13 protein-coding genes are annotated in these 16222 nt (G+C 63.6%); 3 read left to right on the forward strand and 10 right to left on the reverse strand.

Annotated elements, in window-relative coordinates; translation table 11 throughout:
- Positions 1-102: 102 nt before the first annotated feature.
- From purU to Q7C30_RS09630, 7 genes are all read right to left on the reverse strand, one after another.
- Entirely contained in the window at positions 103-960 is an 858-nt protein-coding gene (purU, locus tag Q7C30_RS09600) for a formyltetrahydrofolate deformylase (RefSeq protein ID WP_029615232.1), read from the reverse strand.
- A 12-nt stretch (positions 961-972) separates the two neighbouring features.
- Entirely contained in the window at positions 973-1605 is a 633-nt protein-coding gene (gene soxG / locus Q7C30_RS09605; protein WP_029615231.1) for a sarcosine oxidase subunit gamma family protein, read from the reverse strand.
- A gap of 127 nt (positions 1606-1732) precedes the next feature.
- Positions 1733-4750, reverse strand: coding sequence for a sarcosine oxidase subunit alpha (locus Q7C30_RS09610; protein ID WP_317871370.1), 3018 nt, complete (start codon positions 4748-4750; stop codon positions 1733-1735).
- Positions 4747-5082 carry a sarcosine oxidase subunit delta gene (locus Q7C30_RS09615; protein WP_039581290.1) on the reverse strand — a complete coding sequence of 112 codons (336 nt, stop codon included), beginning with the start codon at positions 5080-5082 and terminating at the stop codon, positions 4747-4749. The genes Q7C30_RS09610 and Q7C30_RS09615 overlap by 4 nt, the downstream gene beginning before the upstream one ends.
- Before the next feature lie 14 nt (positions 5083-5096).
- Complete coding sequence (locus tag Q7C30_RS09620) at positions 5097-6347, reverse strand: sarcosine oxidase subunit beta family protein (protein ID WP_029615229.1); 1251 nt, start codon at positions 6345-6347, stop codon at positions 5097-5099.
- Positions 6348-6362: 15 nt separating this feature from the next.
- Positions 6363-7616, reverse strand: coding sequence for a serine hydroxymethyltransferase (locus Q7C30_RS09625; RefSeq protein ID WP_039581293.1), 1254 nt, complete (start codon positions 7614-7616; stop codon positions 6363-6365).
- 128 nt (positions 7617-7744) lie between these two features.
- Positions 7745-8956, reverse strand: coding sequence for an MFS transporter (locus Q7C30_RS09630; RefSeq protein WP_317871371.1), 1212 nt, complete (start codon positions 8954-8956; stop codon positions 7745-7747).
- A 674-nt stretch (positions 8957-9630) separates the two neighbouring features.
- Here Q7C30_RS09630 and Q7C30_RS09635 point away from each other — a divergent pair.
- Positions 9631-10671, forward strand: a complete 1041-nt coding sequence (locus Q7C30_RS09635; protein ID WP_317871372.1) for a low specificity L-threonine aldolase — start codon at positions 9631-9633, stop codon at positions 10669-10671.
- A gap of 42 nt (positions 10672-10713) precedes the next feature.
- Here the strand turns inward: Q7C30_RS09635 and Q7C30_RS09640 are convergent, their stop codons facing one another.
- Both Q7C30_RS09640 and Q7C30_RS09645 read right to left on the reverse strand, forming a co-directional pair.
- Positions 10714-11016, reverse strand: coding sequence for a cell division protein ZapA (locus Q7C30_RS09640; protein ID WP_029614876.1), 303 nt, complete (start codon positions 11014-11016; stop codon positions 10714-10716).
- Entirely contained in the window at positions 11013-11243 is a 231-nt protein-coding gene (locus Q7C30_RS09645) for a hypothetical protein (RefSeq protein ID WP_029614877.1), read from the reverse strand. The genes Q7C30_RS09640 and Q7C30_RS09645 overlap by 4 nt, the downstream gene beginning before the upstream one ends.
- A 269-nt stretch (positions 11244-11512) precedes the next feature.
- Between Q7C30_RS09645 and Q7C30_RS09650 the strand changes: the two genes are divergently transcribed.
- On the forward strand, positions 11513-13132 hold the full coding sequence (locus Q7C30_RS09650) for a methyl-accepting chemotaxis protein (protein WP_317871373.1): 1620 nt from the start codon (positions 11513-11515) through the stop codon (positions 13130-13132).
- A gap of 195 nt (positions 13133-13327) precedes the next feature.
- On the opposite strand, the gene gbcB is transcribed toward Q7C30_RS09650, so the two are convergent.
- On the reverse strand, positions 13328-14428 hold the full coding sequence (gbcB, locus tag Q7C30_RS09655; RefSeq protein ID WP_029614881.1) for a glycine-betaine demethylase subunit GbcB: 1101 nt from the start codon (positions 14426-14428) through the stop codon (positions 13328-13330).
- Positions 14429-14724: 296 nt separating this feature from the next.
- Here gbcB and gbcA point away from each other — a divergent pair, with 296 nt between their 5' ends.
- Positions 14725-16017: a glycine-betaine demethylase subunit GbcA gene (gene gbcA, locus Q7C30_RS09660; protein WP_317871374.1), complete on the forward strand. Its 1293-nt coding sequence runs from the start codon at positions 14725-14727 to the stop codon at positions 16015-16017.
- Positions 16018-16222 lie beyond the last annotated feature (205 nt).

Raw genomic sequence — 16222 nt, forward strand, 5'->3', positions numbered from 1 at the left:
TGCAGCCCATCGCGGGGCAAGCCCGCCCCCACAGGGCGTTCAGCGGATTCGAAACCCGTGGCATTCCTGTGAGCGCGGCGACTTGTCCTGCGATGAGACCGATCAGAGCACGACAGTGCGATTGGCGTTGAGGAACACCCGCCGCTCGATGTGATACCCCACCGCCCGCGCCAGGGTCAGGCATTCGATGTCACGCCCCTTGGCGATCAAGTCCTCGGGGTAGTGGCTGTGGTCCACCACCTCGACGCCCTGGGCGATGATCGGGCCTTCGTCCAGGTCGTTGTTGATGTAGTGCGCCGTGGCGCCGACCATCTTCACACCCTTGTTGTAAGCCTGGTGGTAGGGCTTGGCGCCCTTGAATCCAGGCAACAGCGAGTGATGGATGTTGATCGCCCAGCCGTCGAGACGACGGCACAACTCCGGCGACAGCACTTGCATGTAGCGGGCGAGGATCACCAGCTCCGCGCCCGTTTCCTCGATCACCTTGATCACCTTGCGCTCCTGACCCGGCTTGTCTTTCGGGTCGAGGGCGAAATGGTAGTAGGGGATCTTGTGCCAGTGCGCCAGCGGTTCCAGGTCGGGATGATTGGAAATCACCGCGACCACCTCCATGCCCAGCTGACCGATGCGCTGACGGTAGAGTAGGTCGTTCAGGCAGTGGTCGGCCTTGGACACCATGATCACCACCTTGGGGCGATGATTTGGCGCGATCAGCTCGAAGGCCATGCCGAAGCTGGCGCTGCGCTCGCCGAGGCCGGCACGGAAGGCCTCTTCATCGAAGCCCTCCGGCGCACGGAACTCGACGCGGATGAAAAAGCGCCCCGACAGCCGGTCATCGAAGGAATGGTGCTCGGTGACATAGCAGCTCTGCTCGAACAGATGGCGCGTCACCACATCCACCGTGCCCAGCTTGCTCGGGCAATCGGCGGTGAGAATCCAGGTATCCGGTGCCCGACTCATGTGCTGCGCTCCTTAGGCCTCGATGGCCAGACCGTACTCGGCCGAGGCGTCCTGCAGCCACAGCCACCAGTAATCGGAGAAGCTGCGGCGGATCACCAGCTCCCAGGTGTCTTCAGCCGTGCGGCGAATCACCAGTTGCGACTTGGCGAACACCGTGCCGACCGCCTTGCCCACCGGGAAATTGTTGGGGTGTACGTCGTAGCTGGTGGACTTCATCAGCACGTCGCGCACGTTCGGGCCGCGCAGTTCCAGCAGGCTCTGCCCGCCGCTGACGTTGACCACCTGGATGTGCTGGCCTTCGAGGGCCGCGCGCAGTTTCTGCTCGACGGCCAGTTCCTGACCGCCGGGGACGATCAGCAACCATTCGTCCGGGCCGACCCATTGCAGCGACATCTCGTCGTTGGCGACGACGGTCAGGGCCACCGGCAGTTCCAGGCCCAGGGCCTTGTGCACACCGGCGGCGAATTCGGCGTCGTGACCATCGCCACGCAGGGTCAGGTGACCGAGGAACTTGCGTTCGCGCAGGGTCACGCCTGCGTTGTTGCGGCCTTTGCCGACCAGGCTGGCCAGATCGGCATGGTGCAGCGGCGACTGGGCCTTGGCCTCGCTGCCGGGATTTTGCTGGAAGACGTTGATAGCGCTCATTTCTTACCTGCCTTGAATTCTTGTGCCAGGAACGACACCGAACCTGTGGGCGATGGGGCCGGGAGGCCACCCTCGCATCGCGGGGCAAGCCCGCTCCCACAGGGTCCGGTGCGGTCTTCCAAAGTCCTTAGACGTTCTGCCGCTCACCTTTCGGATCGAAGAACACCGAAGACACGATCTGCGCCTCGATCACGCTGCCATCGGCCTGCGGCGAGTAGACACGCTCGCCCATGCGCTTGAGGCCGCCCTTGACCACACCCATGGCGAACGAATAGCCCAGGGAGTTGGCTTTGTAGCTGGAGGTGACGTGGCCGACCATGTCCATCGGAATGGGCTGCTTGGGATCGAACACCAACTGGGCGCCTTCGGGCAGCCAGACATTCGGGTCCACCGGCTTGAGCCCGACCAGTTGCTTGCGGTTCTCGCGCACGCAGTCTTCACGGTTCATGCCACGCAGGCCGATCCACGAGTACGGTTTGTTGCGGCCCACGCACCAGCTCATGTTCAGGTCGTCCGGGGTCATCGAGCCGTCGGTGTCCTGACCGACGATGATGAAGCCCTTCTCGGCGCGCAGTACGTGCATGGTCTCGGTGCCGTACGGGGTCAGGTTGTACTTCTTGCCTGCCTCGATGATCTGTTCCAGCACGCCCATGGCGTAGTTGGCCTGCACGTTGATTTCGTACGACAGCTCACCGGTGAAGGAGATACGGAACACCCGAGCCGGTACACCGCCGACGTTGCCTTCCTTCCAGGTCATGAACGGGAAGGCTTCCTTGTCCATGTCGATGTCGGTCAGCTCGCTGAGCAGCTTGCGGCTGTTCGGACCGGACAGGGTCATGGTGGCCCAGTGGTCGGTGACCGAGGTGAAGTACACCTTCAGGTCCGGCCATTCGGTCTGGTGGTACAGCTCCAGCCACTGCAGGACGCGGGCAGCGCCGCCGGTGGTGGTGGTCATGATGAAGTGGTTCTCGCCGACGCAGGCGGTGACGCCGTCGTCGAAGACCATACCGTCTTCCTTGCACATCAGGCCGTAACGGGCCTTGCCCACATCCAGCTTGGTCCAGGCGTTGGTGTACACGCGGTTGAGGAACTCGCGCGCATCCGCGCCCTGGATGTCGATCTTGCCCAGGGTCGAGGCGTCGAGGAAGCCGACGCTGTCGCGCACGGCCTTGCACTCGCGGGCCACGGCGGCATGGATATCTTCACCGGCCTTGGGGAAGTACCACGGACGCTTCCACTGGCCCACGTCCTCGAACTCGGCGCTGTTCTTCACGTGCCAGGCGTGCAAGGCGGTGAAGCGGACGGGCTCGAACAGGTGGCCACAGTGACGACCCGCTACCGCGCCGAAGGTCACTGGCGTGTAGTTGGGGCGGAACATGGTGGTGCCCATCTGCGGGATGGTGATGCCCATCGAACGGGCGGCGATGGCCAGGCCGTTGATGTTGCCCAGCTTGCCTTGGTCGGTACCGAAGCCCAGCGCGGTGTAGCGCTTGACGTGCTCGACCGACTCGAAGCCTTCGCGGGTGGCCAGCTCGATGGCTGCAGCAGTGACGTCGTTCTGCTGGTCGACGAACTGCTTGGGCGCACGGGCGGTGCCCTTGTCGTGCGGCACCTGGAACAGCGCCACGGTGGCGTCTTCCTTGCGCGACACGGTTTTCGGCAAGGTGCCGACGGTGGCCTTGAAGCCGGCCTCGGTGGCTGCGCGCACGCCGCCTTCGAAGCCATCGGCAATGGCATCGCCCAGCGGGTAGACGCCGTTGATGCCGCCGACGCATTCGCGTTTCTGCGGGGCATTGCCCGGCACGAAGCCGAGAATGTCGTCACGCCACACCGGGCGACCGCCCAGGTGCGAGGCCAGGTGAACCACCGGGCTGTAGCCGCCGGACGTGGCGATCAGGTCGCACTCGAGGGTTTCGCCTGGGCTGGTGACCTTGTGCGCCTGCACATCGATGGCCGCCACGCGGGCGCCAGTGACGTGCTTGCTGCCCTTGGCTTCGATCACGGCGCTGGAGGTGAGGATACGGATGCCCTTGGCACGTGCTTCCTCGACCAGCGAACCGCGTGGGTTGTGGCGTGCATCGGCGATGGCGACCACTTGCAGGCCGGCATCGTGCCAGTCCAGCGCAGTGCGGTAGGCATGGTCGTTGTTGGTCGACAGCACCAGCTTACGGCCCGGCGCCACGCCATAGCGGCGTACGTAGGTGGAGACCGCACCGGCCAGCATGTTGCCCGGCACGTCGTTGTTGCCGTACACCAGCGGACGCTCGTGGGCGCCGGTGGCCAGGACCACGCGCTTGGCCCGCACGCGGTGCACGCGATGGCGTACCTGGCCGATCGGCGCGCGGTCGCCGAGGTGATCGGTGAGGCGCTCGTGAATGGTCAGGAAGTTGTGGTCGTGGTAGCCGTTGACCGTGGCGCGCGGCAGCAGGGTCACTTCCGGCAGGCCTTCGAGCTCGCTGACGACGCTGGCGACCCACTCGGCAGCGGGTTTGCCATCGAGGGTTTCGCGGGTGTCGAGCAGGCTGCCACCGAACTCTTCCTGCTCGTCGGCCAGGATCACCCGGGCACCGCTGCGCGCAGCGGCCAGGGCAGCGGCCAGGCCCGCCGGGCCGGCACCGACGATCAGCACGTCGCAGTGCTGGTTCATGTAGTCATAGCTGTCCGGATCGTTCTGCAGCGGCGCCCGGCCAAGACCGGCGGCTTTACGGATGTACTTCTCGTAGGTCATCCAGAACGACTTGGGATACATGAAGGTTTTGTAGTAGAAGCCCGGCGGCATCATGCTGCCGCCGACCTTGCCGAGGATGCCCATGACGTCGTTGTTGACGTTCGGCCAGCCGTTGGTGCTGGTGGCCACCAGGCCCGAATACAGCGCCTGCTGGGTGGCACGCACGTTGGGGATCTGGGTGGCTTCGCTGGCGCCGATCTGCAGGATGGCGTTCGGCTCTTCGGTACCGGCCGCGATGATGCCGCGCGGGCGCGAGTACTTGAAGCTGCGCCCGACGATGTCGACGCCGTTGGCCAGCAGCGCAGCGGCCAGGCTGTCGCCGGCATAACCCTGGTAGGTCTTGCCGTTGAAGGTGAAGTTCAGCACCTTGCTGCGGTCGATACGGCCGCCGCTGGCGAGGCGATAGGTCTGGCTCATACGTTGACTCCCCGTTCGTTTACGGCCGCCGAGCGCTCAGGTGTGTGTTCGCGGGCGCTGACCTGCGGCTTCTCGCCAATCTTGTAGGTTTCCAGGATCTCGTAGGTCTCGGTGTTGCGGGTGACGTTGAAGTACTGACGGCAGCCGGCAACGTGATCCCACAGCTCATGGTGAATACCGCGCGGGTTGTCACGGTAGAACATGTAGGTGCCCCATTCCTGGTCTGAGCAGGCGTTGGGGTCCAGCGGACGGGCGATGTGCGCCTGGCCCGAGGCGTGGAACTCTTCTTCGGAGCGCAGCTCGCCGCAGTGGGGACAGAAGATATACAACATGACGGTGTCTCCGGTTAGTGGGCGACGGCAGCAGCGCCGTGTTCGTCGATCAGTGCGCCGTTGTAGAAACGGTCCATGGAGAACGGCGCGGCCAGCGGGTGCATTTCGCCCTTGGCCAGGCTCGCAGCGAAGACGTTGCCCGAACCCGGGGTCGCCTTGAAGCCGCCCGTTCCCCAACCGCAGTTGAAGAACAGGTTCTTGACCGGGGTCTTGGTGATGATCGGGCAGGCGTCGGGCGAGGTGTCGACGATGCCGCCCCATTGGCGGTTCATGCGCACGCGCGACAGGTTGGGGAACATCTCGACGATGGCCTGCAGGGTGTGCTCGATCACCGGGTACGAGCCGCGCTGACCGTAGCCGACCCAGCTGTCGATACCGGCACCGATCACCAGGTCGCCCTTGTCGGACTGGCTGATGTAGCCGTGCACGGCGTTGGACATGATCACGCTGTCGATGATCGGCTTGATCGGCTCGGAGACCAGTGCTTGCAGCGGGTGCGACTCCAGCGGCAGGCGGAAGCCGGCCAGCTTGGCCATGTGCCCGGAGTTACCGGCGGTGACCACGCCGACGCGCTTGGCGCCGATGAATCCCTTGCTGGTCTCGACGCCGATCACGGCGCCGTTTTCCTTGCGGAAACCGGTCACCTCGGTCTGCTGGATCAGGTCCACGCCCAAGGCGTCGGCGGCACGGGCATAGCCCCAGGCCACGGCATCGTGACGGGCCACGCCGCCCCGGCGCTGTACGGTGGCGCCGAGGATCGGGTAGCGGGTGTTCTTGGAGCAGTCCAGGTACGGGATCTCGGCCGCGACCTGGGCGGTATTGAGCAACTCGCCGTCCACGCCGTTGAGGCGGTTGGCGCTGACGCGGCGCTCGGAGTCACGCATGTCCTGCAGGGTGTGGCACAGGTTGTAGACGCCGCGCTGGGAGAACATCACGTTGTAGTTGATGTCCTGGGACAGGCCCTCCCACAGCTTCATGGCGTGTTCGTAGAGGTGCGCCGACTCGTCCCACAGGTAGTTGGAACGCACGATGGTGGTGTTACGGGCGGTGTTGCCGCCGCCCAGGTAACCCTTTTCGATCACCGCCACGTTGGTGATGCCGTGTTCCTTGGCCAGGTAGTAGGCCGTGGCCAGGCCATGGCCGCCACCGCCGACGATGACCACGTCGTACACCTTTTTCGGCGTCGGCGTGCGCCACATGCGCTGCCAGTTCTCGTGGTGGCTGAGGGAGTGCTTGAGAAGGCCGAAGCCCGAGTAACGTTGCATGGTGTGGGACTCCACTCAGCGGTAAACAGGGAAATCTGCGCACAGCGCCGCGACGTTCTTCGCCACATCGGCTTCCACGTCAGCGTCGCCGAGGTTGTCGAGGATGTCGCAGATCCAGCCGGCCAGGGCCACGCACTGGGCGACCTTGAAGCCGCGAGTAGTGACGGCCGGGGTGCCGATCCGCAGGCCCGAGGTCACGAACGGCGATTGCGGGTCGTTCGGCACGGCGTTCTTGTTGACGGTGATGTGCGCGCGGCCCAGGGCGGCGTCGGCGTCTTTGCCGGTGAGACCCTGGCGAATCAGGCTGACCAGGAACAGGTGGTTGTCGGTGCCGCCGGAGACCACGTCGTAGCCACGGTCGATGAACACCTGGGCCATGGCCTGGGCGTTTTCGATCACTTGCTTCTGGTAGCTCTTGAACTCAGGCTCCAGCGCTTCCTTGAAGCACACGGCCTTGGCCGCGATCACGTGCATCAGCGGGCCGCCCTGGGCGCCGGGGAAGACCGCCGCGTTGAGCTTCTTCTCGATCTCTTCGTTGGACTTGGCCAGGATCAGGCCGCCACGTGGACCGCGCAGGGTCTTGTGGGTGGTGGTGGTGACCACGTCGGCGAAGGGAATCGGGTTCGGGTACAGGCCAGCGGCTACCAGGCCGGCGACATGGGCCATGTCGACGAACAGCAGCGCACCGACCTTGTCGGCGATGGCGCGGAAGCGTGGGAAATCGAGGGTCTTGGAGTAGGCCGAGAAGCCGGCGACGATCATCTTCGGCTTGTGCTCGACGGCCAGGCGCTCGACCTCGTCGTAGTCGATCAGGCCGGTGTTGGTGTCGATACCGTACTGCACGGCGTTGTACAGCTTGCCCGAGGACGACACCTTGGCGCCGTGGGTCAGGTGACCGCCGTGGGCCAGGCTCATGCCCAGGATGGTGTCGCCGGCCTGCAGCAGCGCCAGGTACACGGCACCGTTGGCCGACGAGCCGGAGTGCGGCTGGACGTTGGCGTAGTCAGCGCCGAACAGCTGCTTGGCGCGCTCGATGGCCAGCGCCTCGACCTTGTCGACGTGCTCGCAGCCGCCGTAGTAACGCTTGCCTGGATAGCCTTCGGCGTATTTGTTGGTCAGGCCGCTGCCTTGGGCCTGCATCACGCGCTTGCTGGTGTAGTTCTCCGAGGCGATCAGCTCGATGTGATCTTCCTGCCGCTGTTCTTCGGCATTCATCGCCGCCAGCAGTGCATCGTCGTAACCCTGGATCTGGTCTTGCTTGCTGAACATCGTGTCTCTCCCGGCAGCGATCATTTTTTGTTGGGAGGGTTCAATGACCCTTTGCGGCGATGGTATGGCCGGGCCGTTGTACACAGATGCCTGCGCGCGCCTTGCAATGGCGCGTTTACGACATTGCTTCAGCGCCCATCGACGGGCATGCAGGGCGAGGGCTCGATTACCGGTCGCGAGCCCGCCTGAGCGCGAACCTTCCAGGCCCCCAGCACGCTGATGGCAATGGCCGCGATCAGCAGAACAGAGAGGCTGCGCGCCTGTTCGCCGAGCAGGTAGAGGGTCATGCCCACCACAGGCAGCACGGCCTGGTTCATCAACACCATCAGCGAGGACACACTCGCCAGGCGCTCGACCGGCACCAGGCGAATGCGCAGGCCGCGACAGAAGTTGGTCATGAACACCTTGCCAGCGATGTTCAGGGCGTACAGCACGAGAAAACCTGGCAAGTAGGCCTGGGACAGGATCATCAGGGCACTGGCCAGCACCGTCAGCAGCGCCGCCGCACTGAACAGCCGCAGCGCCGGCACGGCGGCGGCCAGGCGCGGGTAGAGCAAGGTCGCGGCCACCCCGCAGATTCCCGCGCAGACATCGACGAAGGCGAAGTACTCGATGGGCAACTGCATGGCACGGTCGATCAAACTCACCGCGCCCGCCTCCACCAGTCCGTCGAAGGCATTGTTGCCGACGGCCAGGACCACCGAGCTGACCAGCACCGGCGTCGACAGGATCAGCTTCAGGTTGCCAGGCCCAGGCGCTGTGGCGTCGGGCGCAGCTTCGCAGCGATTGTCCGGCACCACCCGGCTAAAGGCGTAGCACAGGGCGTTGCTGACATACAGCACAGCCGCCAGCAGCAACAAGGCTTCAACGCCAGCGGCGTAGCAGAGGAATCCGCACAACGGCCCGGTGACCATCGCCAGTTGATCGATGCGACAGAGCAGGTTCACATCCCGATCCACGTCGCGGCTGACCAGGGCGATCATCTTTTCGTAGGCAATCAGGCTCTGCGCATTGCCGATCGCGACCAACCCACTCAACAGTCCGCCGAGCAGCGTCACGGTCAGGGCGTCCGGCGCCGCACTGAGCATCAGCACCACGCACAGGCACCCTGCACACTTCAGCACATCCGACAGCACCGAGACCTTGCGCACACCCCAGCGATCGATGGAGCGGCCGACCAGCGGCGTCACCCCTATCCGCGGCAGCCACGTCATGGCGTATGCCAGGCCCGACCACGCCAGGCTGGCGGTATGGGCGTAGACCATCACCGGCAGGAGGAACACCAGCAAGGCGTCGGCGCTGAGGACCAGCAGCAGGAGCAGTGACAGGGAGCGGGTCATGGTGCCGATGCAGCGCGCGCGGCCTGGGTCAGGCGATACGCGGTAGAGACATTTGTCATGCCCAAACAAAGGTGCGCGGCGCAGGTAATGAGCAGTTTCATGCAATGTTCAGTGGGGGACTCCCGGCACGCGTTTCGATGCACGAGTGGCCACAGTCCTTGCCTGGAAGCCACCGCGTCGAATGATCGTCTGCCTTCTAAGTTCATATTTGCACTCATCGAAACACTACCGAGTTGCACAGGAAGCTTCCTGAAAACCAGCCGTTTCTCGACGCCTAGGCGTTTTCAGACAGCCACCACTCGAGCGCTCAAACCAGGCCGCCGCGCGGTGCGCAAATGCCCCGTGAACTGACCGACTGCTCAGATTGATCTTGCGTGCCTGAAGCGCTACCCAAACGGGATAACCCAATGTGCCTTTGACAAGGATTTTGGGAGCGTTCGAATGAACAGTGACGTTTCAAACATACATCACCTGCAATGGACCAAAGATCGGTTGTTAGTGAGTTTAATCATGGTCCGAAAGAAATCTCCCACAAGTAAGATAGAGACTTCTGAAGTTCAGATTTTCAGCTCCAATCGTTTTCTCACTAAACTCCCGAACTGACCAACACCGCTATAGCCCTGACCAGAAACTTCGCTACAGTACCGGGGTGCCCACGGTTTACAGGACCTGCCATGACAGACAAGAGCCAACAATTTGCCAGCGACAACTACTCCGGCATCTGCCCCGAAGCCTGGACGGCCATGGCGCAGGCCAATCAGGGCCACCAGCGCGCCTACGGCGACGACCAATGGACCGAGCGCGCCGCCGAGCACTTTCGCACGCTGTTCGAAACCGACTGCGAGGTGTTCTTCGCCTTCAACGGCACCGCCGCCAACTCGCTGGCCCTGGCGTCGCTGTGCCAGAGCTACCACAGCGTGATCTGCTCCGAGACCGCCCACGTGGAGACCGACGAATGCGGCGCGCCGGAGTTCTTCTCCAACGGCTCGAAGCTGCTCACCGCTGCCAGCGTCGGTGGCAAGCTGACCCCCGAATCGATTCGCGAAGTGGCGCTCAAGCGCCAGGACATCCACTACCCCAAGCCACGTGTGGTGACCATCACCCAAGCCACCGAAGTCGGCACCGTCTACCGCCCCGAAGAACTCAAGGCCATCAGCGCCACCTGCAAGGACCTGGGCTTGAACCTGCACATGGACGGTGCGCGCTTTGCCAACGCCTGCGCGTTCCTCGGCTGTTCGCCGGCCGAGCTGACCTGGAAGGTCGGCGTGGATGTGCTGTGTTTTGGCGGGACCAAGAACGGCATGGCCGTGGGCGAAGCGATCCTGTTCTTCAACCGCGAGCTGGCCGAAGACTTCGACTACCGCTGCAAGCAGGCCGGACAGTTGGCGTCGAAGATGCGTTTTCTCTCCGCGCCCTGGGTCGGGCTGCTGGAAGACGGCGCCTGGCTGCGCCACGCCCAGCACGCCAACCAGTGCGCGCAGTTGCTGGCCTCGCTGGTCAGCGATCTGCCGGGCGTGCAACTGATGTTCCCGGTGCAGGCCAATGGCGTGTTCCTGCAATTGCCGGAACTGGCCCTCGAAGCCCTGCGCGCCAGGGGCTGGCGCTTCTATACCTTCATCGGCAGCGGCGGCGCGCGCTTCATGTGTTCGTGGGATACCGAGCAGGACCGTGTGCGTGAACTGGCGGCGGACATCCGCGCGATCATCAGCGGCTGAGCGGCGCTACCGAGCAGGACGGGGCGCGCCGCCAGCGCGGCGCTACGGCTCGCCCAAGGTCCTGGCGATGGCATCGACCGCCGCGTCGACCTTGGCCTGGGTCTGCTCGAGGGTGCGCTGATGCTCGCGCTGCAGTTCGATCTGCCGTGAGCACAGGTTCAGCGCCGCCAGCACCAGCAGCTTGTCACCGATCAGCGTCGGAAACTTACGCTTGGTTTCGCTCAACGCCACATTGAGCATGTGCGCAGCCTGCGACAGCGTCTGCTCCTCACCCTCGGGCGCCTTGAGCGAATACTCGGTGCCCAGGATGTTCACCACGTTGATCGACTGCGAGTGCAGGCTCATGCGCTGACGGCACCTGCGCTGGCACGCTCGACCAAGGCCTGGATGCGGGCGGCGGTGGCGCCGTTCTGCTCTTCCTGCTCCATCAGCGACAGTTGCAGGGTCTCATTTTCTTCCTTGGCCTGGGCCAGTGCCTGGTCGAGCTGCTGGTTCTGCTCGGTCAGTTGCGCGTTCTTGTGCATCAGGTCGGCGACCAGTTGCTCGAGTTGATTCAGGGAAGCTTCCAACATGCGTCTATCTCGGGTTGTTGCAAAGGGCGCACACGATAAAGAAAAGCATGCGCCCCCGCCATTAAAAATCAGGATCGAAGGCTCTCGTTCCGGCACATTGACAGGGTAAGCGGGGTCTTGTTCCGACCTGGGTCAACCGCCCGTCCGTCCAAGCGATTGTAGAAGGCTCATTTTTTTGGCCGATCCTAAAGACTGGTAGTCCGTTACCGATAGGTTTGTAAGACAAATTCTTTCGCATGGACGCGAGCCATCCTTCCGGACTCGACGTCATGTCGCTACGTACGCTGAACATCGCGCCGCGCGCACTTCTCGGTTTTTCCCTCATAGGCTTGCTGATGCTGGGCCTGGGTGTGTTTTCACTGCTGCAGATGGGGCATATCCGTCAAGCGGGCGTGAACATCGAACAGATCAACATTCCCAGCATCAAGCTGCTCGACGAACTGACCGCCAACAACCAGCGCCTGCGCACCCTCTCCTACCGCCTGATGGTCGATCGCAACCTGCAGGACGAAACCTTGCGCCTCATGGACGAGCGTAACGCGCAGATCGACAAGGCCCGCGACGCTTATGCGCCGTTGATTCTCGAACCCGGTGAGCGCGCCGCCTTCGACGAACTCGGCCAGGTCCTGGCCCAGTACCGTCAACTGGAAATGCGCCTGCGCGCTTACAGCCAGGCCGATCAGCTCGAAGCGATGCGCGAACTGCTCAACCATGACCTGCTGAGCAATTCCGAGCAGATCAACAAGGCCATGGAAAAGCTCCTTCAGTTCAACGCCACCCAGACCCGCTCGGCCAACGCCGATGCCGCCCAGCAGTACGACCGTGCCTTCATGCTGGTCATCGCGTTGCTGGTGGTCGCCACCGCGCTGATGGTGCTGTTCGCCCTGCTGCTGACCCGCAGCATCGTCAAGCCGATCGACCAGGCCTTGGCGGCCGCCGAGTGGATCGCCAAAGGCGACCTGACCCACGCCATCGACACCGCCGGCACCGACGAGGCCGCGCGCCTGTTGCAGGCCATGGACCAGATGCAGGTGCAGTTGCGCGACACGCTGCAGCAGATCTCCGGCTCCGCTACCCAGCTCGCCTCGGCGGCCGAAGAGCTCAACAGCGTCACCGACGAGAGCGCCCGCGGCCTGGCCCAGCAGAACAACGAGATCCAGCAGGCAGCAACTGCCGTGACCGAGATGACCAGCGCAGTGGAGGAAGTGGCCCGCAACGCCGTAAGCACTTCCGAGGCGTCGGGCGAAGCCAGCCGTTCGGCCGGTGACGGCCGCGACCTGGTGCTGGAGACCGTAAGCGCCATCGAGCGCATGAGCGGCGACGTGCAGAACACCGCCCGTCTGGTCGAAGACCTGGCCGGGCAATCACGCGATATCGGCAAGGTGCTGGACGTGATTCGCGGCCTGGCCGACCAGACCAACCTGCTGGCGCTCAACGCAGCGATCGAGGCCGCGCGTGCCGGCGAGGCCGGACGTGGTTTTGCGGTGGTGGCCGATGAAGTGCGGGCACTGGCGCATCGCACGCAGCAATCGACCAGCGAAATCGAGCGGATGATCGGCAGCATCCAGGGCGGCACCGAACAGGCAGTGGAGTCGATGCGCACCAGCACCGAACGCGCCGAATCGACCTTGAACATCGCCCGTGGCGCCGGCCTGGCGCTGGACACCATCGCCAGTGCGGTAGGCCAGATCAACGAGCGCAACCTGGTGATCGCCAGCGCCGCGGAGGAGCAGGCTCAAGTGGCCCGCGAGGTGGACCGCAACCTGGTGAACATCAACGATCTGTCGGTGCAGAGCGCCACCGGCGCCCACCAGACCACGATGGCCAGCGCCGAACTGTCACGCCTGGCCGTCGGCCTCAACAGCATGGTTGCCCGTTTCCGCACCTGAGAGCAGCGGCAAGTTGCAAGCTTCAAGCTGCAAGAAGAAGCGGGCCGGTGTAGAGCTTGCTTTTTCTTGCAGCTTGCAGCTTGTCGCTTGCCGCTTGCCGCTTGCAGCTTGCCGCTTGCCGCTTGCAGCTTGCAGCTTGCAGCTTGTCGCTTGTCGCTTGTCGCTTGCCGCTTGCCGCTGCCGCGCTACGCGCGGCTAGTAATCGATGCGCACGTCGCCCTTGGGCACGCTGCAGCACGAGAGGATGTAGCCTTCGGCTTCGTCTTCCTCGGTGATGCCGCCGTTGTGCTCCATCTCCACTTCACCGCCCAGCTTGAGCACCTTGCAGGTGCCGCAGATGCCCATGCCGCAGGCCTTGGGGATCATCAGGCCGACTTTTGCCGCGGCGGCATGCACCGTTTCGCCCGGGGCGATGCGGATGCTCTTGTCGCTGCCGATGAACTCCACCAGGTTGAGGTCGGCGGCGTCCACTTCCGGGGCCTCGGCGGCGGCTTCGGCGTGCTCGACGGCATCGGCCTTGGCCTCCGGTGGCGTGGCGCCGAACGATTCCTCGTGGTAGTTCTTCATGTCGAAGCCCACGGCTTCGAGCATGCGCTTGACCGCGCTCATGTACGGCGTCGGACCACAGCAGAAGATTTCCCGCTCCAGATAGTCGGGCGCGATCAGCTCCATCAGGCGCTGGTTCAGGTAGCCGCGATAGCCCGCCCACGGCTCGCCCAGACCATGCTTCTCGCAGACGATGTGCAGGCTGAAGTTCGGCACGCGTGAGGCCATCTGCTCCAGCTCGCGGTGGAAGATGATGTCCTTGGGCGAACGGGCGCTGTGCACGAAGACCATGTCGACATTGGCGTTGGTATCGTAGAACCAGCGCGCCATGGACATCACCGGGGTGATGCCGACACCGCCGGACAGGTAGAGCACCTTGGCCGCCGGGTAGTCGATGGCATTGAACAGACCGACCGGACCGTGCACCGGCAACTCGGCGCCTTCATGCATGGTGTCGTGGAGGAAGTTCGACACCAGCCCGCCCGGCACACGCTTGACGGTGATCGAGAAGCTGTACGGCACCGACGGCGAACTGGAGATGGTGTACGAACGCATCACCGGCTTGCCTTCGATCTCAAGCTCCAGGGTGACGAACTGGCCCGGCTTGAAGAAGAACATGATCGGCTGGTCGGCCATGAAGCAGAAGGTGCGCACGTCCCAGGTCTCCTGGATGACCTTGACGCAGCGCACGATATGGCGGCCGTTGGCCCAGGTCTGGGTGGTGACCGGATTGAGGAAGGTTTCGGACATGTTCATCTCCAGCAGCCGACTATCGGCTTTCTTATGGCTGCGATAATGCTCAAGCCCGATGTGTCGCACATTCCCATCCGCGACATCGGCGTGCTTATCGCGACCAGCCCCGAGACACAAGGGTTGGGGCGTCGGAATTCGATTCGGCCATGTCGCCCATGGATATGGCCCGGCCACGGCGCGAACGCACACTCCACCGCAAATAGAACGGCTGTTTTTCTGCTGATAGCCTTGCGGCAAACACAACAACGATTAGCCACCTTTCGCCGGCCGACAACGGCCTTGAGGATAAAACGATGGACGTCACCGCAACCCTGAGCCTGGGCGATCCACTGGAACCTGCACGCAAGGCCACCGCCGAGATGCTGCAGACCCGCGAGCGCACGTACTCGCTGCCGCAGCCCTTCTACTGCGACGAGCGCCTGTTCCAGATCGACATGCAGGAGATCTTCCACAAAGAGTGGTTGATCGCGGGGATGACCTGCGAGATTCCGGCGAAGGGCAACTACCTCACCCTGCAGATCGGCAAGAACCCGGTGATCGTGATCCGTGGCGCCGAGGGCAAGGTGCACGCCTTCCACAACGTCTGCCGCCATCGCGGTTCGCGCCTGTGCGTCAGCGACAAGGGCAAGGTGGCCAAGCTGGTCTGCCCGTACCACCAGTGGACCTACGAGCTCGACGGCCGCCTGCTGTTCGCCGGCACCGAGATGGGCGCCGACTTCGACATGAATCAGTACGGCCTCAAGCCGATCAACGTGAAGACGGCCGGCGGCTACATCTTCATCAGCCTGGCGCAGAACCCGCCGGCCATCGACGAGTTCCTGGCCACGCTGGACCACTACATGGAACCGTACGACATGGAGAACGCCAAGGTGGCGGTGCAAACCACCTTGATGGAAAAGGCCAACTGGAAGCTGGTGCTGGAAAACAACCGCGAGTGCTACCACTGCAACGGTTCGCACCCGGAACTGCTGAAGACCCTGCTGGAGTGGGACGACACCAACGACCCGCGCGCCAGCCAGGAATTCAAGGACCACGTGGCCGCCTCCGCCGCCGCCTGGGACGCCGAGAAGATCCCGTACCTGCACAAGAGCCACGGCCTGCGTAACCGCATCGTGCGCATGCCGCTGCTCAAGGGCACCGTGTCGATGACCATGGACGGCAAGCAGGCATGCAAGAAGCTGATGGGCCGGATCAAGAACCCGGACCTGGGCTCGATGCGCATCCTGCACCTGCCGCACTCGTGGAACCACTGCATGGGCGACCACATGATCGTGTTCACCGTGTGGCCGATCAGCGCCCAGGAAACCATGGTCACCACCAAATGGCTGGTGCACAAGGACGCGGTCGAAGGCGTGGACTACGACCCTGAGCAAATGCGCAAGGTGTGGGACGCCACCAACGACCAGGACCGCCGCCTGGCCGAAGAGAACCAGCGCGGTATCAACTCCACCGCCTATCAGCCAGGCCCGTACTCGAAGACCTACGAGTTCGGCGTGGTCAACTTCATCGACTGGTACAGCGATCGCGTGCTGGCCAACCTGGGAGCGGAACCTGCGCCGTACCTGAAGGAAGTGAAGTCGCAGTAAACCTGCGAGGTTGTTGAAAACGCCACGGCCGAGTGATCGGCCGTGGCGTTTTTGTGTGTTGTACAGAGGGTGCGAACAGGTTATCCACAGCTTGCACTGAGAGGCCTTGTGGACACTCGAAACCCAAGCAGGCTGGTTCGACTGATCATTATTTGACCAAACCCTTGGAAGCCTTTATTCACGTGGGCTACAGCCTTTATCGAAC

The sequence above is a fragment of the Pseudomonas sp. RAC1 genome, assembly GCF_030658255.1.
Taxonomy (GTDB): Bacteria; Pseudomonadota; Gammaproteobacteria; order Pseudomonadales; family Pseudomonadaceae; genus Aquipseudomonas; species Aquipseudomonas boreofloridensis.